Genomic DNA, 20,748 nt, shown 5'->3' with positions numbered 1-20,748 from the left:
TTATTCCGGCCCTTTACGATTCAATCTAAAGCGTGAGTGCTCCTCACGCTTTATTTTTGACTTGTTGCTCACGGTGAGCGGACTTAGCACTGCGCGCCGCCAGCCAAAGACCGCTGTTTTTCATTGCGTAACCAAACACCAGCCCAAGCGCCAGCGAAGGTAGCACCAGCTTCCAGTTCCCTTGCCCGGCAAACGTCGCACATGCGCCAATAAACGTCCCCGGAACAAACGACAACAATACCTGTTTCGCCTGAATACACATCAGAAAAGCGACAATACCGGTTATGACATAACCGAGAATTTCCAGATGTGGTGCCAGAGCACTGCCGTAAATAATAACCATCGCCCACACCACGCCGCTAAGCAGTGTTGCAGCGGAAATAGCCAGCCCTTTTAGTCCACCTTGCGGACAGGCAAAGTAGGCCGTACAGCCCAGGAAACCTGCCCAGCTAAGTAAGCCAAGGGAAACAGCCACCCAGCCCCAGATACCGGAGAGAATGCCTGTTGTGATTGCAATAGAGAGAAGTATGTTCATGCCGCGCATGATAGCAGAAAACGCGACTATGAATGAGATCGAGCACACATTTTATGCAACAGCTATATATAGATTGCAGTAATGAGTGATTCCGATCACATTTATTCCTCTGATTCTTCCTCAAGTTCATCCCACATTGCGCTGATTGCATCGCGGGTTAGCGGTGCCATGGTGCGCCAGAACGGTGTAGTCGCATGAGCCTCAACTTTACCGAGAAATGCGCCGCACCAGGGCAACAGATACTCGCTAAACAGTGTTTCCAGAGCTTCGCTTTCATCCTCTGTTGACTGATCTTCCAGCCAGGAAGCGGCCAGCAGCAAAGTACCAATGTGATCGGCTGGCGTATCCGCTAACGGCATACCGCGTTCGGAAAGGAAAGTACGGACTTCTGTTTCTGTGGCGCCCTCAACCCAGGTGCTGCGATAAGGTGAAACTGCGCATTCATCACCGACGAATAATGCATTGTAATCGGCAGAAACTTGCGCCATATCACAGCTTTTCTGCAAACGCGCCAGCAATTCATCCTGTTCCAGCGGCCAGTTCGCCGCCAGTTTCCCTTCACGAATTAAGGTAAACAGCGGAACCAGTAAAGGATCCTGCGGTTGACGGTAATAGAGCGAACCCAGCACACGACACAGGATAGAAAACTCGTTCATTAATTTATTTCCGTTAATAGCAATTAAAGATCAGCAAATTCCGCAATCGGCGCCATACCGCGAGATTCAAGGAAATTCAGCAAACGGCGTGGCGAAACATTCAATATTCTCTCTTCCGGAAAATCCACTGCGTCGAGGATCTTACGGCATTCTTCAAAATCGCCCATGGTAAAAGCGGTATGAGAATCCGATCCTAACGCGACCCAACCTCCGGCATCGCGCACCGCAGCGGCAACCGCACGGCAGTTATCTTCACTGCCCTTACGCGAATGTAAGAATGAGGAGTTATTGATTTCCAGCGCCACCTGATACTTAGCAGCAGCTTCAGCAACAGCTTTAAAATCAATTGGATATCGTGGATTTCCGGGATGGCTAACCACGTGCACATGCCCACTCGCCATCGCGGCAATCATGGCCTGAGTATTCGTAGCTTCATCATGCGGCGCAAAAACCGGTTCATGAAAACCAGCAATGATCAGATCCAGCGAGTCAAACATTTTGCCGCTGCAATCAATTTCACCATCAATATTTTTGATATTGGCTTCGATGCCACGCAGGATCCCCACCCCATCGACGACTCGCGGCCAGATACGCATATTAATGAAGTGCCAGTGATGCGGTGCATCTTCCATATCAGGGCCATGATCGGTGATCGCAAAAAGTTTAATGCCTTTCTGTTTGGCCTGGGCAATGTAATCACTTAATGTGCTATATGCATGTGTACTGGCAACGGTATGCATATGAAGGTCGACGGGATACATAACTCTCTCCTGTATTCAATTCCCGCCAAGGATAGCAGGAATCCGTATGGTTTATTAGTAGCCTCGTACACGGTCGACTTGTCCGCTGACCGTCTTCCCTTTTTCGAGTTGTGTAATGGCGCGAGCAATGTACTCCACCGCTTCAACGGGTCGGGTAATGGCTGCAACATGTGGTGTTATTGTCACGCGTGGATGTTGCCAGAGCGGACTTTCAGGCGGTAAAGGTTCACGATTAAAAACATCCAGCATCGCCGCTTTAACTTTACCGCTATCCAGCGCCGCAAGCAGGTCATCTTCTACCACATGAACGCCACGCGCCAGGTTGAGGAGATATGCGCCATCCGGTAATTTTTCTAATAATTGTTGATTAATAATGCCGACGGTTTCAGGCGTATTTGGTAACAGATTAATTAATACACGACATTGACTCAAAAATTTGCCCAACTCTTCAGTTCCGGCAAAACTTTGTACACCGGGCCAGCTTTTATGGCTACGGCTCCAGCAACGCAGCGGAAAACGCCAGGTCTGCAAGCTCTGTGCGACTTTACTGCCTAATACGCCAGCCCCCAGGATGCCGATAGTAAAATCTTCCCGTTGATACTCAGGCAGAGGTTGCCAAAGCGAAGCATTTTGCTGCGCTCGATAATCGTCAAAACGTCTGAACCAATGGAGCACCTGACTGACAGCATATTCCTGCATTTGCTCGCCCATACCGGTATCTTCCAGACGAAAAAGCGGAATAGACGGTTTCAGCATTTCAGGGTACGTCTGTAATTTACTCAAAATCGAATCAACACCGGCACCCAATGCGAACACGGCCTTAAGGTCACGACCTGCCAACATTTCAACAGGCGGATGCCAGACCAAAGCATAATCCGCAGGATGATTATCACCGGTTTTCCATGCTCTGACTCTGGCCTGAGGAATAGCTTTACCCAGCGCATCAATCCACCAGGCGGTATCGAACACAGGATGATAAAAAATGATATCCATACTAACTCCCGAAAGCGGTTGTGCGGAATTTACCCGCACTTATCATTATGATCTACAAAGCACCTCAGCATAACAAATCCACTACCGGTGGCAAAAAAAGCAAACTCTGCTTACTAAAAGCGCAGATTGATTGAAGTTTGAATAAACGCGCTATTTTTTAAAAAAGTTTGTTGACCTCAGGCCGTGATTTCCCTAAATTAGCGCCCGTTCCAGCAAGACAGGAACGACAATTTGGTGAGGTGTCCGAGTGGCTGAAGGAGCACGCCTGGAAAGTGTGTATACGGCAACGTATCGGGGGTTCGAATCCCCCCCTCACCGCCATCTTTTAAGAAGAGCCCGTACGTAAGTACGGGCTTTTTTTTCGCATATTGCACGCACCGGGGGGATGAGAAGCCCCGACAGGGGTTCGACAACTGGCGACAGTCCGCGAACACAGTGAGTGGACTGCACCTTACTCAGTTGGGTGTCCAACTTTTGGGGTGCACTCCACGCCAGGGCTTTGTACCATTAAAACTCTCAACTATAGGCATGTAGCGTACGTTGGCAAAGTGCCGAACGCACGCAATCCTCTTTACCGAATCGGACAATCCCGACCATTTCATCTTCTTCGAAACGTTCCAGCGCGTCACTTAAGCCGGAGCGCACACCGCGAGGTAAATCGCACTGTGTAATATCTCCGTTAACAATAACCGTCACGTTCTCCCCCAGACGGGTTAAAAACATTTTCATTTGTGCGGCAGTCACATTCTGCGCCTCATCAAGAATGACGACCGCATTTTCAAATGTACGTCCACGCATATAGGCGAACGGCGCGATTTCGACCTTCCCTATCTCCGGCCGCAGGCAGTATTGCATAAAGGAAGCGCCCAACCGCCGAACCAGCACGTCGTAGACCGGACGAAAATAAGGAGCAAACTTTTCTGCAATATCTCCAGGTAAGAAGCCAAGATCTTCATCGGCTTGCAGAACAGGACGGGTGACGATAATCCTGTCGACATCCTTATGTATCAGGGCTTCTGCCGCTTTTGCCGCACTGATCCAGGTTTTACCACACCCGGCTTCGCCCGTGGCGAATATCAGTTGCTTACTCTCAATAGCCTTCAGATAGTGCAATTGCGCTTCATTTCGCGCGAGGATTGGCGAGGTATCGCGACTGTCGCGAGCCATGCCAATGGCTTCTACGCCGCTCATCTGCACAAGCGAGGTGACCGATTCTTCTTCACGCTGTTTATGGCTGCGCGAATCCCGTCTCAGCACACGTTTTGCCTCGCGACGAGCTTTGATCACTGCTTTTTGTCTTCCCATGGAGAGCACCTTGAGTTGTTTGTATTCATCACACGCGCCGTTGGCAGCGCGATTATGCGCACGAACATCAGAGGGTTGGCTTCCTTGTAAGCCATAGTTTGCTTTTGGAAATAACACCGAAAACGGCTACGCGCACCGTTAAAGGCGTCGGTAACACGAATAAAGAAAGGAAGTGGGTAAAAATACAGAGTGACGAGATGACTACCGGAGGAGAAATCTCCGCGAGTGGTGGAGCGTTGCTTAACAAAACATTGTCCAGTACAGGACGTTACCATCCGCGATCTCCATAGTGACTGACTATCACTGCCGGGAACTACCGCTGTTACTTAATAAGTACAACAGCTTTCGCATTTGTTGCAACAATATATTTACTTATATTTAACCATAAAGCACCATTTAGATGGCATTAGCTTCTACTGGAAAGATGACAGAGTGATGACAGTGATGGTAAAAGCTGTGTACTTTCAGCAGGATTCGCGTTTGCTGGTAAAATGAGCCTTGTGCTTGCCGGATGCGGCGTGAACGCCTTATTCTGCCTACCGATCCGGCACCGATTGTAGGCCTGATAAGATGCGCAAGCATCGCATCAGGCACCAGCGCACGAATGCCGGATGCGGCGTAAACGCCTTATCCTGCCTACCGATCCGGCACCGATTGTAGGCCTGATAAGATGCGCAAGCGTCGCATCAGGCATCAGTGCACGAACGTCGGATGCGGCGTAAACGCCTATCCGCCTAAAAACATTAAACCCGCAATAATGCGCTTCCGAGATAATCGTTCGTGTCCTTCACCCCTGGCAATGCAAAGAAATAACCGCCACCGATAGGTTTGACGTATTCCTCCAGCGCCTCGCCATTCAGTCTTTTTTGTACTGTCAGAAAGCCCTTTTCCAGATCGTGTTGGTAGCAAACGAACAGTAGCCCCATATCCAGTTGCCCGGAGTTGGTGACGCCCAGTGAATAACTGTAGCCACGGCGCAACATCAGGCTGGACTCACTCTCTGGCGTGCGCGGATTCGCCAGCCGGATATGGCTGTCCAGCGCAATCACCTTACCTTCAGGATCGCTGGCGTAATCGGGCACATCATGCTCGTGCTGCATTCCCAGCGGAGCACCGGTTTGCTTATCACGACCAAAAATCGTCTGCTGTTCTTTCAGTGGCGTTCTGTCCCAAAACTCCACCCGAAACTGAATCAACCGCACCGCCTGGTAGCTGCCGCCGATGGTCCAGGCAGGTTCCTGCTGATCTGCCGTGACCCACACCACTTTTTGCATCAACTTCGCATTATGGCTGTCGGGATTAGCAGTGCCGTCTTTGAAGCCCAGCAAATTAATTGGCGTCTCTTTGCCTTTACTTCGCGCCGCATGATCGGAAATAAACCCTTCCCGCTTCCAGCGCACGCTGAGCAAATCCGGCGTGTGTTTAATGATATCGCGCAGCGCATGGATCACCGTATCCTGGGTGTTGGCGCAAATCTGTAGCAACACATCACCATGGCATAACGCCGCATCCAGCGAGTCGTTGGGGAAACGCGTCATCTTCTGCAACTTTTTCGGCATCTGTGGCGCAAGGCCAAACCGCTCATCAAACAATGAGTGACCCACCGATAACGTGATGGTGAGATTATCGGGCGCAATGTAGCCGCCAAGAATGCCGGAATCGAGTGGTGGCAGGCGCGGATTTGGCGTTTCTGGTGCCGCTCCGCCCTGAGTCAGAAAAGCAAAACGCTGAGTCAACAAGCGAAACAACCGCTCAAGATCGGCTTTATCACTGGCAAGCACATCAAACGCCACCAGCATCATTGCGGCCTGCTGTGGCGTCACAATCCCCGCCTGATGTTCGCCATAAAAAGGCTGTTTCTCATTGCGCGCATCCGGCGAAAGCGTACCCGGTGCACTTTGCGCTTTTCGTGCATGAGCCACCGGGCAACTTCCCGCCAGTGCCAGCGCACCAATCCCTTTCAGTAAACGTCGGCGCGAGGGTTCATTCACGCCGTTTTCATTTTCATACTGCATAATGCTTAGTCCAGCCCCAGCACACCACGAAGTTGCGCCAGATCTTCCGCCAGCGCGGTAATCGGGCCTTTTAGCGCGTTACGGTCGGCATCGGTCAATTTGTCGTAGGTTTCAAAACCGTCTTTGGTACGGTATTTCGCCAGAATGGTATCGACCTTTTTGAAGTTGGCATCGACTTTTGCCAGCAATTCCGGGTTAGCTTTTTGCAGTTGTGGACGCAGCAGATCGACAATTTTCTGCGAGCCTTCAACGTTAGCCTGGAAATCCCACAGATCGGTGTGGCTGTAGCGATCTTCTTCACCGCTAATTTTGCTGGCTGCCACTTCCTCAATCAGTCCCGCTGCGCCGCCGACCACTTTTGAAGGTGGGAAAGCCAGTTCACTGATGCGTTTATGCAAATCGACCACATCGGTATAAAGCTGGTCAGCGTACTGATCCATTCCTTTGGTGGTGTTGTCGCCAAACAAGGCTTTTTCCAGACGGTGGAAACCGGTGAATTTTGGGTCGGCGGCTTTTTGCTCGTAATCATCCTCACGGGCGTCAATGCTGCCATCCAGATCGGAGAACAGTTCAGCGATCGGTTCAATGCGCTCATAGTGCTGGCGCGTCGGTGCATACAGTGCTTTCGCTTTTTCGATATCGCCCGCTTTAATGGCGTCGGTAAAGGCTTTAGTGTCGGTCACCAGCTGCGTGGTTTCCGCCATGACATACGCCTTATATGCGGTAATTGCACCGCCGAGGCTTAACAGTGCATCACTTTGCGCCGCATCCGCTGTCGCCTCGCCTTTGACGATCAACTTCCCTTTCGGGTTAGTCAGCAGACCGCAGGTCATATCGTATTCACCAGGCTGTAAATTCGCCGTCATTTTCTGGCTAAAACCAGGGGCGATATTTTCCCGCTCTTCCACCACCATCACGCCTTTGAGGATCTCCCACTCCAGCGCCTTCTGACTGTGGTTCTGAATGATAAACTGAGTTTTCCCGGCGTTAACCGTAATAGTCATTGGTTCGCACTGCTTATCCGTCACGGTCACTTTGACTTGCGGAATATCGGCGGCGTTAGCCATAAAAGCAGAAGAGAACAGCGCAGCCACGCTTAATTGCAGTGCGCTACGACGGAAGTTAATGGTCATGACGAGACTATCCCTTTAAAGTATGTTGTAACTAAGCAAGAGTTTGCGTCGTATTTGTTACGCGGAGCGAGACGCTGTCGTTCCTGCACGTGGCGGCAGAGCAAACGCCACCAGCGCCGGGATGAGATAAATAAACCAGACGGCGACTTCGCTGACGCTCGGCGCTTCCTGATAACCAAAAATCCCTTCCATCAGCGTGCCAAACAGCGAGTGAGTTGACAGCACCGCGCTCATATCGAAGGCGATTTCCTGAAAGTGGTTCCACAATCCGGCTTCATGAAATGCGCGAATAGCACCAGCTGCCAGCCCTGCGGCGACGAAGAGAATAAACAGGCTGGTCCATTTGAAAAATGCGCCAAGATTGAGGCGAATACCGCCCCAGTAGAGCAGGAAACCAAGCACCACGGCAGTGGCGAGGCCAAGCATTGCGCCGAGCGGCGGCCAGATCCCGACATCTTGTTGAAATGCCGCCAGCAGGAAAAAGACCGACTCCAGCCCTTCCCTTGCAACGGCAAAAAAGACCATCATCACCAGCGCCCAGCCGTGATGATTCCCGCGCTGCAATGCGCTATCGACCGCCTGCTCCAGTTGCACTTTGACGTTGCGCGACACTTTGCGCATCCAGAAAACCATCCAGGTGAGGATCACCACGGCGATCACCGCCACGATACCTTCGAACAGTTCCTGTTCTTTTTGCGGAAATTCGCCGGTAGTTTCGTTAATGAAGATACCCAGCCCCAGGCACAACGCAGCGGCAAGCAACACGCCAACCCACATCACACCAATCCATCGGCCTCGCTGGGTACGCTTAAGATAGCTGGCAATCAAACTGACAATCAGCGCGGCTTCAAGTCCTTCGCGCAACATAATGAGAAACGGAACAAACATGCCACCCACCCTTAAACGTTTTTCTGAGTCAATCTATGCAAAGAAAAGTAAATCGCAGTGATAGCGATTATCATTACGGCGGAGAAAAACACAAGCGGAATGTAGTGATAATGATGAGGAAATGTAAATTTTTTTTTGCGAGAAAACACAGAGGGCAATCACTGATTGCCCTCTGTCTGCTTCCCATTATGACGTGGGATTTTCGGTAAAACGCCTTCCCTTAACCTTCCTGCAACCGTGACGGCGGCGCCGAATGATAATGCGCATCTGCTTCAGCAAAACGTTTTTGCATCGCCGCTGACGGCGCTTTACCCAGCAAACTGAACACCACAATCCCGATACTGCCGAAGATAAAGCCCGGAATAATTTCGTACAGGCCCAGCCAGCCGAACTGTTTCCAGACGATAACCGTGAGCGCACCGATGATCATTCCCGCCAGCGCGCCGTTGCGCGTCATGCGTGACCACATCACCGAGAACAGCACCACCGGACCAAACGCCGCGCCAAAGCCTGCCCACGCGTAGCTCACCAGCCCCAGCACGCGGTTTTCCGGGTTCGCTGCCAACGCAATGGCCACCAGCGCCACCACCAGCACCATAACACGCCCTACCCACACCAGCTCTTTCTGGCTGGCATGTTTACGCAGAAATGCTTTGTACAGATCTTCGGTAATCGCACTGGAACATACCAGCAGCTGGCAGCTTAACGTTGACATCACCGCAGCCAGAATCGCCGACAGCAGGATCCCGGCTATCCACGGGTTAAACAGAATTTGCGCCAGTTCGATAAACACGCGCTCGGCATTCTGATTTACCGCACCTGCTACCGCCGGATGATCATTAAAGTAAGCAATCCCAAAGAAGCCGACAGCCACCGCCCCAGCGAGGCAGAGGATCATCCAGGTCATACTGATACGACGCGCATGGACGATGCTATGGTGAGAATCCGCCGCCATAAAACGTGCCAGAATATGCGGCTGCCCGAAGTAACCCAGCCCCCAGCCCATCAGCGAGATAATGGCGACAAAGTTCAGCCCTTTGAGCATATCCACGTTTTCAATGCTCTTTTGTTTGATCACTTCCAGCGAGTCACCAAAACCACCGACGCTGATAATGACGATAACCGGCGTCAGGATCAGGGCAAAAATCATCAGACTGGCCTGTACGGTATCGGTCCAGCTCACCGCGAGGAACCCACCAATAAAGGTATAAAGGATGGTCGCCGCTGCACCTGCCCACAGAGCCGTTTCGTAGCTCATGCCAAAGGTGCTTTCAAACAGACGCGCGCCTGCCACAATGCCCGAAGCGCAATAAATGGTGAAGAACAGCAAAATAACCAGCGCGGAGATAATGCGCAAAATACGGCTTTTATCTTCAAAGCGCCCGGTGAAATAATCCGGCAAGGTTAAGGCGTTATTGTTGTATTCGGTATGCACACGCAACCGCCCGGCCACCAGTTTCCAGTTAATCCACGCGCCTAATGTCAGACCAATAGCGATCCAGCTTTCGGAAATCCCGGAAAGAAAGACTGCGCCCGGCAACCCCATTAACAGCCAGCCGCTCATATCCGACGCCCCCGCCGATAATGCCGTTACAAACGGCCCAAGGCTGCGACCGCCCAGAATATAGTCGTCAAAGTTTTTAGTCGATCGCCAGGCGATAAACCCAATCAATATCATGCCAAAGATATAGACACAAAATGTCACCAACATCGGTGTGCTAATAGCCATCTAAAGTCTCCAAAAAATTATTATCGGCAATGTCGAAACTTGCCGTTATATCTGCCACCGGAACGGGGTAACAGAGTTTATGTTTACCAGGGCGACCGTATCCTGCCGGAAGCGTTGGTTATTCACAATCGATTTAACACATCATTTACATTAAATTTTAGTGCCCAGCGATACTATTTTTCATCAGGTTGCACTCCCTCACATTTTTTGCGGTTGCACCTGTCAAAAATGTTAACTGCCGCAGAGAAAAAGTCTGCGTTATTTTTTTATTCCCTGTCATATCGATTTCTTTTATTAACATTTAATTCATTTTTAAGCTTGCTACGTAAGTCACATTTAACATGGTTGCACAAAGTTGCAACATAATAGATATTTCACAATAACGTTAAGTTGCACCTTTCAGAACAACAGGAGTAATGGCATGGGAACCACCACCATGGGGGTTAAGCTGGACGACGCGACGCGTGAGCGTATTAAGTCTGCCGCGACACGTATCGATCGCACGCCACACTGGTTAATTAAGCAGGCGATTTTTTCTTATCTTGAACAACTGGAGAACAGCGATACCCTGCCGGAGCTGCCTGCGCTGCTTTCTGGCGCTGCCAATGAGAGCGATGAAGCACCGACTCCGGCAGAGGAACCACACCAGCCATTCCTCGACTTTGCCGAGCAAATTTTGCCGCAGTCAGTTTCCCGTGCTGCCATCACCGCTGCCTATCGCCGCCCGGAAACCGAAGCGGTTTCTATGCTGCTGGAACAAGCTCGTCTGCCGCAGCCGGTTGCTGAACAGGCGCACAAACTGGCATATCAACTGGCAGATAAACTGCGTAATCAAAAAAACGCCAGTGGTCGCGCAGGCATGGTTCAGGGGCTATTACAGGAGTTTTCACTGTCATCGCAGGAAGGCGTGGCGCTGATGTGTCTGGCAGAAGCGTTATTGCGTATTCCCGACAAAGCCACCCGTGACGCGTTAATTCGCGACAAAATCAGCAACGGTAACTGGCAGTCACATATTGGTCGTAGCCCGTCTTTGTTTGTAAATGCCGCCACCTGGGGGCTGCTGTTTACCGGCAAACTGGTTTCTACCCATAACGAAGCCAGCCTCTCCCGTTCGCTGAACCGCATTATCGGTAAGAGCGGTGAACCACTGATCCGCAAAGGTGTGGATATGGCGATGCGCCTGATGGGCGAACAGTTTGTCACCGGTGAGACCATCGCGGAAGCATTAGCCAATGCCCGCAAGCTGGAAGAGAAAGGTTTCCGTTACTCTTACGATATGCTCGGCGAAGCCGCGCTGACCGCCGCAGATGCGCAGGCGTATATGGTGTCCTATCAGCAGGCGATTCATGCCATTGGTAAAGCGTCCAACGGTCGTGGCATCTATGAAGGGCCGGGCATTTCAATCAAACTGTCGGCGCTGCATCCGCGTTATAGCCGCGCCCAGTACGACCGGGTAATGGACGAGCTTTACCCGCGTCTGAAATCATTAACCCTGCTGGCGCGTCAGTACGATATTGGTATCAACATTGACGCCGAAGAGGCCGATCGTCTGGAGATCTCCCTCGATTTGCTGGAAAAACTCTGTTTCGAGCCTGAACTGGCAGGCTGGAACGGCATCGGTTTTGTTATTCAGGCTTATCAGAAACGCTGCCCGCTGGTGATCGATTACCTGATTGATCTCGCCACCCGCAGCCGTCGCCGTCTGATGATTCGCCTGGTGAAAGGCGCGTACTGGGACAGTGAAATCAAGCGTGCGCAAATGGACGGCCTTGAAGGTTATCCAGTTTATACCCGTAAGGTGTATACCGACGTTTCTTATCTCGCCTGTGCGAAAAAGCTGCTGGCGGTGCCGAATTTAATTTATCCGCAGTTCGCGACGCACAACGCCCATACGCTGGCGGCAATTTATCAACTGGCGGGTCAAAACTACTACCCGGGTCAGTACGAGTTCCAGTGCCTGCATGGTATGGGCGAGCCACTGTATGAGCAGGTCACCGGGAAAATCGCCGACGGTAAACTTAATCGTCCGTGTCGTATTTATGCCCCTGTCGGCACACATGAAACGCTGCTGGCGTATCTGGTGCGTCGCCTGCTGGAAAATGGTGCCAACACCTCGTTTGTTAACCGTATTGCCGACACCTCTTTGCCACTGGATGAACTGGTTGCCGATCCGGTCGCGGCTGTAGAAAAAATTGCGCAACAGGAAGGGCAAACAGGCTTACCGCATCCGAAAATTCCCCTGCCGCGCGATCTTTACGGTCAGGGGCGCGATAACTCGGCAGGATTAGATCTTGCCAATGAACATCGTCTGGCATCGCTCTCCTCTGCCCTGCTCAACAGCGCACTGCAAAAATGGCAGGCCCAGCCAATGCTGGAACAGCCGGTTTCGACAGGTGAAATGTCGCCCGTTATTAACCCGGCAGAACCAAAAGATATCGTTGGCTATGTGCGTGAAGCCACGCCGCGTGAAGTGGAACAGGCACTGGAAAATGCTGTCAATAACGCGCCAATCTGGTTTGCCACTCCTCCGGCTGAACGTGCGGCGATATTGCATCGCGCTGCCGTGCTGATGGAAAGCCAGATGCAGCAACTGATTGGTATTCTGGTGCGTGAAGCCGGAAAAACCTTCAGTAACGCCATCGCCGAAGTGCGTGAAGCCGTCGATTTTCTCCACTATTACGCGGGACAGGTGCGGGATGATTTCGCTAACGAAACCCACCGTCCATTAGGGCCTGTGGTGTGTATCAGCCCGTGGAACTTCCCGCTGGCGATTTTCACCGGGCAGATCGCTGCCGCTCTGGCGGCAGGTAACAGCGTACTGGCAAAACCGGCAGAACAAACGCCGCTGATTGCCGCGCAAGGGATCGCCATTTTGCTGGAAGCGGGTGTACCGCCAGGCGTAGTGCAGTTGCTGCCAGGTCAGGGTGAAACCGTAGGTGCGCAACTGACGGGGGATGATCGCGTGCGCGGGGTGATGTTTACCGGTTCAACCGAAGTCGCCACGTTACTGCAACGCAATATCGCCAGCCGCCTGGACGCTCAGGGTCGCCCCATTCCGCTCATTGCTGAAACCGGCGGCATGAACGCGATGATTGTCGATTCTTCAGCACTGACCGAACAGGTCGTCGTGGATGTACTGGCTTCGGCGTTCGACAGTGCAGGTCAGCGTTGTTCGGCGCTGCGTGTACTGTGCCTGCAAGATGAGATTGCCGACCACACGCTGAAAATGCTGCGCGGCGCAATGGCTGAGTGCCGAATGGGTAATCCGGGTCGCCTGACCACCGATATCGGGCCGGTAATTGATAGCGAAGCGAAAACCAATATTGAGCGTCATATTCAGACCATGCGCAGCAAAGGCCGTCCGGTGTTCCAGGCGGTGCGGGAAAACAGCGAAGATGCCCGTGAATGGCAAAGCGGCACTTTTGTTGCTCCGACGCTGATCGAACTGGATGACTTTGCCGAATTGCAAAAAGAGGTCTTTGGTCCGGTGCTGCATGTGGTGCGCTACAACCGTAATCAATTGCCGGAGCTGATCGAGCAGATTAACGCTTCCGGTTATGGTCTGACGCTCGGCGTCCATACGCGTATTGATGAAACCATTGCCCAGGTCACTGGCTCAGCGCATGTCGGTAATTTGTATGTTAATCGCAATATGGTTGGTGCGGTGGTTGGTGTGCAGCCGTTCGGCGGCGAAGGGTTGTCCGGTACAGGTCCGAAAGCAGGCGGTCCGCTCTATCTCTACCGTCTGCTGGCGAATCGCCCGGAAAGCGCGCTGGCAGTGACACTCGCGCGTCAGGATGCAGAGTATCCGGTCGATGCACAGTTGAAAGCCGCATTGACTCAGCCACTGAATGCACTGCGGGAATGGGCGGCAAACCGGGCAGAATTGCAGACGTTATGTGCGCAATATGGTGAGCTGGCGCAGGCAGGAACACAGCGATTGCTACCTGGACCGACGGGTGAACGTAATACCTGGACACTGCTGCCGCGTGAGCGCGTGTTGTGTATTGCCGATGATGAACAGGATGCATTAACTCAGCTTGCCGCCGTGTTGGCCGTTGGCAGTCAGGTGCTGTGGACGGATGACGCGCTGCATCGTCAGCTAGTGAAGGCATTGCCATCGGCAGTCAGCGAACGTATTCAACTGGCGAAAGCGGAAAATATTACCGCTCAACCGTTTGATGCGGTGATCTTCCACGGTGATTCGGATCAGCTTCGTGCACTGTGTGAAGCGGTTGCCGCGCGGGATGGCGCAATTGTTTCGGTGCAGGGTTTTGCCCGTGGCGAAAGCAATATCCTGCTGGAACGGCTGTATATCGAACGTTCGCTGAGTGTGAATACCGCTGCCGCTGGCGGTAACGCCAGTTTAATGACGATCGGTTAAACAGGTAGCCGGAGGATGTTACAACCTCCTCCGGCATCTTTAACGTGGTCGAATCCCCTCAATAATAATCCGCTGCACGTTTTCAACCGTTTGATTGAAAAATACCTCATCGCGCAACGTCGCGCCTGTCACCGCCTCCACCTGAGGGGCGAAATCGGCGTAATGTTGAGTGGAAGCCCAAATCATAAAAATCAGATGCTGCGGGTCAATCGGCGCGAGTTTGCCGCTTTTGACCCAACCGGCAATCAGCGCCGATTTCTCATCAATTAATGCTTTCAAATCGCCCGTCAGTTCATCCATTAACAGCGGCGCGCCTGCCAGCATCTCCATACAGAACAGGCGCGAAGCCTGCGGATAATCACGGGAGACTTCCAGCTTCAGACGGATGTACTCTTTGATCGCCGCCAGCGGGGCGAAATCTTCACGAAACGCTTTTAACGGTGCCAGCCAGATATCGAGAATCTGCCGCAGCACGGCAATATACAGCGCCTCTTTTGACGGAAAGTAATACAGCAGATTGGTTTTTGAAACACCCGCCAACTCTGCGATCTGCTCCAGCCTTGTGCCGTGAAAACCGAATTGTGAAAAAGTGTCCAGTGCCGCACCAAGAATCGCTTTTTTCTTCGCACTCACTGCGCGCGAACGTTTACCCGTTGTTTTCACTGCGCCTTGCGTCATGCGCTCACCCCTCTTGTAGACTGGCAACAGGATAGCAAAATCAGCACGATGCCTCGACCATCAACATTCACGGCACGAATGAATAATGGTGGAATGAGCGAGAAAGGTATTAACACGAGGATATTAAGGAGAGTACCAGAACGAAAAACCGCCGGAATTACCGGCGGCAGTGGCGTATTGACGCGCGTCAGACAAAACGCATTCATCATAGAGTAGCCCGGCTAGTTGTTGCTTTTGCCGTGACTGCTTTTGCCCCCTTTTTTTCCTGCTTCAGATGCGCGCTGCGGGTCATTTTTGAAATTCCCCCCGCTGTGCTGTCCACCTTTTTTACCTGCTTCTGATGCTCTTTCGCGGTCTTCTGCAAAATTGCCGGAACCGCCTCGATGGTTTGCCATTACTGACCTCCGTCATCATAGTGCCCAGGATTAACGCGGCGTATGGCGGGTGCCATATTTTCGCTACGTGGGACTAAGCTTAGTGAACTGACGCGGGTAAGCCTGCGTTTGGTAATATCCTGCAACAGCTTCTTAGCGAGAATAGATATCATTTCCGGTAATCAGCCATAAGCCGCTCTTATGATTAAAAAAACACTATGGGATAAAAATGTATCATTTTGCGACAAAATTACATGCTTGTGAAAATTGTTATAAATCAAATAAGTGGTTGTGAAATTTGCACTCTGAATAGGACGTCTTATCTTTAAATGAGTGGTAGCGAATCGCTACGGAATAGAGATAACACGAGGAGTGGTTAGAAATGGCTAAAGTTCTGGTGCTTTATTATTCCATGTACGGACATATCGAAACGATGGCGCGTGCAGTCGCTGAAGGCGCAAGCAAAGTCGATGGCGCAGAAGTTGTCGTTAAGCGTGTACCGGAGACCATGCAGCCGCAATTATTCGAAAAAGCAGGCGGTAAAACGCAAACTGCGCCCGTTGCAACCCCGCAAGAACTGGCCGATTACGACGCGATTATTTTTGGTACACCAACCCGCTTTGGCAATATGTCAGGCCAGATGCGTACTTTCCTGGATCAGACTGGCGGCCTGTGGGCTTCCGGCGCTCTGTACGGCAAACTGGCGAGCGTCTTTAGTTCGACCGGCACCGGCGGCGGTCAGGAACAGACTATCACTTCAACCTGGACGACCCTTGCACATCACGGCATGGTGATTGTCCCCATTGGCTACGCAGCACAGGAATTATTTGACGTCTCGCAGGTTCGCGGCGGAACGCCTTATGGCGCGACCACCATTGCAGGCGGTGACGGTTCGCGCCAGCCCAGTCAGGAAGAGTTGTCTATCGCACGTTACCAGGGGGAATATGTTGCTGGTCTGGCAGTCAAACTTAATGGCTAATCTTCAACAGGAGGATACGCATGCCAACTCAAGAAGCGAAAGCTCATCACGTGGGTGAATGGGCATCTCTGCGCAATACGTCGCCGGAAATAGCCGAGGCCATTTTTGAAGTCGCCGGGTACGACGAGAAAATGGCGGAAAAAATTTGGGAAGAAGGTAGCGATGAAGTGTTAGTCAAAGCCTTTGCCAAAACCGATAAAGATTCGCTTTTTTGGGGCGAACAGACCATCGAACGTAAAAACGTTTAACCAGTGACTCCCCCGTTTCTCGCGGGGGAGTTTTCTGTTATTTCACTGCTTCATTCAACACGCTATCAAACTTATCCATTGGACAGAAACCATCAGCGTCTATCGGGCAACCGCTTAATTCCAGCGTCACCCGCTGAGCCGGAGCCTGTAACGTTAACGCGTCGGCATTACGCAACTGTTCCGAACTTTGATAAACATATTCAATTTTCATCAAATCACGATTGGCTTTGCTGTCATGCCAACGCTGGAAAACGATTTTGCCGCCAATTGGCGTGCGTTCGTTCTGGTCATGCAACTGATAGGGTTTAAAGTCCAGCGCGGTCAGCAATGAGGCGATGTTAGAGTCATGCCCCACCAGCACAGTGATTTTCGGTGCGCTGGCACGATCGGTGACCAGGGCTTTGTCGATATAACTGACCAACGGTTTCGCAACATTGCGCGCTACTTCCGGTGAGGTAAACAAGCTGTCCTGGTAGCCGTTTTTCAGCTTCGACAACACCTTCCACTGTTGGTCAGATTTAATTTCCCCCCACGCCACCTGATCCATCGGGAAACCTTCGTAGTATTGCAAAGTGAAAGCATCCACCAGCGAGTTGCCTACTTTCAATGGCCCGGAAACGCCCGGCTCTTGTTGATACTTCGCACTGAAGGTATTTTTGCCATCCACCAGCGAACATTGCTGCTTCTCTTTACAGGCTGGAGAGTCTTTATAGTTAACGATTTTTTCCAGTAGCTGATAGCTGTCAGTCAGTTGTAGTTTGCTGAACTCTTTCTCCATTGCCGCCACCGCCTGCTCACTGAATGCGGCGGAATCATCGGTGATTACCGGGTTAAAGGTTGGATCCATAGTGCCCATTTTTTCCTGGTGATGAACAGGAATATCACATCCAGGGAATGCGCCGGTAATAAAGAACTGCGCGGTAGCGACGGTACGTTGCAGGCTGTTTGCGTAGGCATAAACGGTGTCCGGCGACGGGCATTCACCCGACTTTACCATCCCCTGCTCTGCCAGCCATTCACGCATGTAATGCCCCATATACACTTCCAGCACGCCACCTTTAGTGGTGAGCTGCCCGCCGGGAACATCCCATTCTGGCCATTTATTCGGCGTCGACTGCTCAAGCACACTGCCATTATTAGCCAGCGGTGCGCGTAAGTTATGGCGACTCATCATAAGCACTTGCTGTAGCTGATAGCCCTCCGGTACAGCCTGTGCCTGAGTATTTGAAGAAAGCAAAGCCATCCCTGCCACGGCTGCGGCGATTAGCGTTTTTTTCATTCCTCACACCTCTTTTGTTATCAATGATTAAAGAGTGTGACAGAAATATGACTTATTTCCGGGAACCGGTTCGCAAATTAGCAGATAACGAGGCGGGAAACTTGCAGGGCACCAGGCGATGACTGACAGTAGCTGCGCTATCGCCTGGTTTGTATCGTTAAACTAATATCTGAAACAGCACGGCAAAAAGAATGATATTGGCAATGACAATGGTCCAACCGTTATAAAGCATATATTTCAGATGGGTTGATTGTGCCAGCCCCATTTGACCAAACATATCCGATGAAGGGAAAGGCCCAAACCAGTCCACTTGCGATGAGGCCAACAATACCGCCGTTGTCCCCTGTGGCGGCACTCCCGCAGCCATCAACATCGGACCAAATATTTTGTGCGTAAAGGTCATCTGAGCAACAGCGGCGCCTGGCACATGACCGATAATGTTAAAGGCAAAAATACAGAAGCAAAGCCATGCTGGTGATATCCCGGTTAACAGAGGTTGAGTGTATTCGAGCAACCCCTGATACGCCTGCAGGCTATCCATAAGTTCCAGAATCGGGTTATACAGCCAGTAGAGCAGAAACATCCACACCAGTCTGCCACACCCCTTATACAGCGCCTGCAGTATCCCGGCAGGGCTTAATCCTCCCACCAGTCCGGTGATCAAAGCCACCAGTAACATCACGATAATGGCAAAACTAAAACCTGCTTTTATCACTACACCGATAACCGCCATAACAATAATGGTTGCGGCAAATGCCAGCGCGCTGAGCTTGCGACGGCGAACACGGGCGGGCTGCTCTTCTTCCTGAGTTTTCTCAGAGAGATCCACTTCGTAATGTAATTTTCCTTCCGTCATCTTCTGAATTCGCCCGGCCATGATCCAGCCAGCGAATAACGTCACGGCGCTCATTGGTAGCCCAACGTACATCAGGTATTGCGGATAAGTCAGGCCGCCGAGTTGTAAAATCGTCACGGTACTGGGGGTAAATGGCCCGGTAAACAATCCCACTGAACCCGCCGTCATCATCAGTGCAGCCACCGTGGGAGGCGTCAGCCGTACTGCCGCCGCCACAGGAATAATCACCGCAACAATAATGGCATTACCGCCAGCCATAGTACCCAGCGCGCCACAGATGAGAATGGAAGAGACAACGATGCCAAATTTGACCCGCGTCTGGCTGGAAAGCCCGATACGATGTACCACAAATTTGACCAGTTCAACGGCGGCTCCGGTACGTGTTGCCACTTCCCCGACACCGGCGCCAAGCATAATAATCAGACCTACAGTGGCGATAAACGATCCCGTCGATTTTGCCAGCATGGAGCCCATTTCAGGTAAGCCGGTGGAAGTCATTATCATCGCAATAATAATCGATGAAATAACCGCCAGAACAATATCGACGCCTATCAACGAGAGCACCGCTAACGCTACCAGCGGTGTAAAACCAAGCAGTCCGAGTTCATTACCTGGACGCCCCTGACACCAGAACGCTGTCAGTAAAAAAACAACCAACAGTAAACCAATAATGACATTCTTTTTGGTGATATTTTGTCTGGTTAGCGAACCACCAGCGAGCATTGAGTCACTCATATAACTCCTTAACCCCATCGAATCGACCATCAATATCAGCCGATGTATTTGGACAGCTCAGAAAATATCCCCCCTCGTTATTATTGTTAGCAAAATGCACTGAGGGTTTGTCCGGGTACTACAGGTATTATTCTGAGTTCGTAATTAACCCCTTTAGGTGGGCAAATAACGCATTGTTACCAGAACAGGCGTTACAGATTAAATTTATGTTAACTTGGTGTTACCATGAAATGACTTTTTATCTATTGTCTATAACTCTGGGTTAACTCTTAATGAAACTGCGCCACCTGGAAATCTTCTATGCCGTAATGACATGCGGGACACTTTCCCGGGCAGCGGAATCGCTGAATATTTCCCAGCCGGCCGCCAGTAAAGCGTTAAAAAACGCTGAACAAAAACTCGGGTTTCAGCTCTTTCAGCGAGTGCGTGGCAAGCTTCTTCCAACCAGCGAAGCGATCACACTTTTTGAAAAAGCGCAGTCGATTTATCACGAACTCGATAACCTGCGACTGCTGGCCGATAACCTGACGCGAGATCCGCGAGCCAGAATAGCTCTGGGATGTCTGCCAAGCCTGGGATTAAGTCTGGTGCCGGAAATAGTCACTGCGTTTTACCAGCAGAATGCGAATCTGGTAATGACACTGACGACAGAGCACACCGAAACGTTGGTTAAAAAGCTTGATCTGCGCGAGATTGATCTGGCTCTGACGCTACAGCCGATTCAACAGGGGGAGATTATGACGACGCTGATAGCCGAAGTTCCGCTGGTTTATATCGACCGGGACTATCGACAGGGCGCGGTAGAAATAGACAAGATTGACCAACAACGCTGGATTTCTCCCGGCCCCTATTCCCTTTCTGATGCAATAGCTAAACGACGTGATTTTTTGACGACACGCCTGAATGTCCAGACCTATTACATGGCGACTGAATTTGTAAAACGAGGAATGGGATGCAGTATTACCGATATTTTCTCTGCCCGTCATAACCTCCCGGCAGAGACGATTCACCCCATCGCCCCCCCAATGAAAATTGACCTTTGTTTGCTACGCCGTGCCGATGTTTCGCTTAGCCCTATTACACAAAAATTTGTCGATTTCCTCTGTCAGCAATTACGTCAGCAACTGCGAGCCATTAACCTTGAGTTATACCCTGAAAATAAAAAGTCAATTGCTCCTCAGGCCTAAATGTTTTGACATA

17 protein-coding genes and 1 tRNA gene are annotated in these 20,748 nt (G+C 51.3%); 5 read left to right on the top strand and 13 right to left on the bottom strand.

Annotated features, from left to right (window positions below; genetic code table 11):
* Window positions 1-43 precede the first annotated feature (43 nt).
* The 4 genes from RGV86_RS21115 to ghrA form a co-directional block, all read right to left on the bottom strand.
* Entirely contained in the window at window positions 44-535 is a 492-nt protein-coding gene (locus tag RGV86_RS21115) for a DUF1097 domain-containing protein (RefSeq protein ID WP_032147879.1), read from the bottom strand.
* A gap of 101 nt (window positions 536-636) precedes the next feature.
* The gene (ycdY, locus tag RGV86_RS21110; RefSeq protein WP_001001898.1) at window positions 637-1,191 is read right to left on the bottom strand and encodes a molecular chaperone YcdY; all 555 of its coding nucleotides are present in this window, start codon (window positions 1,189-1,191) and stop codon (window positions 637-639) included.
* Window positions 1,192-1,214: 23 nt separating this feature from the next.
* Complete coding sequence (locus tag RGV86_RS21105; RefSeq protein WP_000283652.1) at window positions 1,215-1,952, bottom strand: phosphatase; 738 nt, start codon at window positions 1,950-1,952, stop codon at window positions 1,215-1,217.
* A 54-nt stretch (window positions 1,953-2,006) separates the two neighbouring features.
* Window positions 2,007-2,945, bottom strand: coding sequence for a glyoxylate/hydroxypyruvate reductase GhrA (gene ghrA, locus RGV86_RS21100; protein WP_032225447.1), 939 nt, complete (start codon window positions 2,943-2,945; stop codon window positions 2,007-2,009).
* A gap of 233 nt (window positions 2,946-3,178) precedes the next feature.
* Here ghrA and RGV86_RS21095 point away from each other — a divergent pair.
* Window positions 3,179-3,266 (top strand) — tRNA-Ser (locus RGV86_RS21095).
* 195 nt (window positions 3,267-3,461) lie between these two features.
* Here the strand turns inward: RGV86_RS21095 and phoH are convergent.
* From phoH to putP, 5 genes are all read right to left on the bottom strand, one after another.
* Window positions 3,462-4,250, bottom strand: coding sequence for a phosphate starvation-inducible protein PhoH (gene phoH, locus RGV86_RS21090; protein WP_000533536.1), 789 nt, complete (start codon window positions 4,248-4,250; stop codon window positions 3,462-3,464).
* Between the two features lie 743 nt (window positions 4,251-4,993).
* Window positions 4,994-6,265, bottom strand: coding sequence for an iron uptake transporter deferrochelatase/peroxidase subunit (gene efeB / locus RGV86_RS21085; protein ID WP_085460613.1), 1,272 nt, complete (start codon window positions 6,263-6,265; stop codon window positions 4,994-4,996).
* A 5-nt stretch (window positions 6,266-6,270) separates the two neighbouring features.
* Window positions 6,271-7,398, bottom strand: coding sequence for an iron uptake system protein EfeO (gene efeO, locus RGV86_RS21080; RefSeq protein WP_000154420.1), 1,128 nt, complete (start codon window positions 7,396-7,398; stop codon window positions 6,271-6,273).
* Window positions 7,399-7,455: 57 nt separating this feature from the next.
* Entirely contained in the window at window positions 7,456-8,286 is an 831-nt protein-coding gene (gene efeU / locus RGV86_RS21075; protein ID WP_085460612.1) for an iron uptake transporter permease EfeU, read from the bottom strand.
* Between the two features lie 220 nt (window positions 8,287-8,506).
* On the bottom strand, window positions 8,507-10,015 hold the full coding sequence (gene putP / locus RGV86_RS21070) for a sodium/proline symporter PutP (protein WP_001018481.1): 1,509 nt from the start codon (window positions 10,013-10,015) through the stop codon (window positions 8,507-8,509).
* Between the two features lie 421 nt (window positions 10,016-10,436).
* Between putP and putA the strand changes: the two genes are divergently transcribed.
* On the top strand, window positions 10,437-14,399 hold the full coding sequence (gene putA / locus RGV86_RS21065; protein WP_085460611.1) for a trifunctional transcriptional regulator/proline dehydrogenase/L-glutamate gamma-semialdehyde dehydrogenase: 3,963 nt from the start codon (window positions 10,437-10,439) through the stop codon (window positions 14,397-14,399).
* A 39-nt stretch (window positions 14,400-14,438) separates the two neighbouring features.
* Here putA and rutR read toward each other — a convergent pair whose 3' ends face one another.
* Together rutR and RGV86_RS21055 are read right to left on the bottom strand one after the other, a co-directional pair.
* Window positions 14,439-15,077, bottom strand: a complete 639-nt coding sequence (gene rutR / locus RGV86_RS21060) for an HTH-type transcriptional regulator RutR (RefSeq protein WP_010344430.1) — start codon at window positions 15,075-15,077, stop codon at window positions 14,439-14,441.
* A 221-nt stretch (window positions 15,078-15,298) separates the two neighbouring features.
* Window positions 15,299-15,472, bottom strand: coding sequence for a con-10 family general stress protein (locus tag RGV86_RS21055; RefSeq protein ID WP_001273661.1), 174 nt, complete (start codon window positions 15,470-15,472; stop codon window positions 15,299-15,301).
* Window positions 15,473-15,833: 361 nt separating this feature from the next.
* On the opposite strand from RGV86_RS21055, the gene wrbA reads away from it, so the two are divergent.
* The gene (wrbA, locus tag RGV86_RS21050) at window positions 15,834-16,430 is read left to right on the top strand and encodes an NAD(P)H:quinone oxidoreductase (RefSeq protein WP_001151442.1); all 597 of its coding nucleotides are present in this window, start codon (window positions 15,834-15,836) and stop codon (window positions 16,428-16,430) included.
* 20 nt (window positions 16,431-16,450) lie between these two features.
* Window positions 16,451-16,678, top strand: coding sequence for a YccJ family protein (locus RGV86_RS21045; protein ID WP_001143120.1), 228 nt, complete (start codon window positions 16,451-16,453; stop codon window positions 16,676-16,678).
* A gap of 37 nt (window positions 16,679-16,715) precedes the next feature.
* Here RGV86_RS21045 and agp read toward each other — a convergent pair whose 3' ends face one another.
* Together agp and RGV86_RS21035 are read right to left on the bottom strand one after the other, a co-directional pair.
* The gene (gene agp, locus RGV86_RS21040) at window positions 16,716-17,957 is read right to left on the bottom strand and encodes a bifunctional glucose-1-phosphatase/inositol phosphatase (RefSeq protein WP_000751742.1); all 1,242 of its coding nucleotides are present in this window, start codon (window positions 17,955-17,957) and stop codon (window positions 16,716-16,718) included.
* Window positions 17,958-18,114: 157 nt separating this feature from the next.
* A complete protein-coding gene (locus RGV86_RS21035; RefSeq protein WP_085460610.1) occupies window positions 18,115-19,548 on the bottom strand; it encodes a gluconate:proton symporter in 1,434 nt (477 codons plus the stop codon).
* 272 nt (window positions 19,549-19,820) lie between these two features.
* Here RGV86_RS21035 and admX point away from each other — a divergent pair, with 272 nt between their 5' ends.
* Complete coding sequence (gene admX / locus RGV86_RS21030) at window positions 19,821-20,735, top strand: HTH-type transcriptional regulator AdmX (RefSeq protein ID WP_000776565.1); 915 nt, start codon at window positions 19,821-19,823, stop codon at window positions 20,733-20,735.
* The last annotated feature ends 13 nt before the right edge of the window (window positions 20,736-20,748 follow it).

Origin of the sequence: Escherichia ruysiae (genome assembly GCF_031323975.1) — a bacterium.
Classification (GTDB): domain Bacteria; phylum Pseudomonadota; class Gammaproteobacteria; order Enterobacterales; family Enterobacteriaceae; genus Escherichia; species Escherichia ruysiae.
The sequence above is the reverse complement of the archived record's forward strand: the minus strand, read 5'-3'. Positions and strand labels throughout refer to the sequence as shown.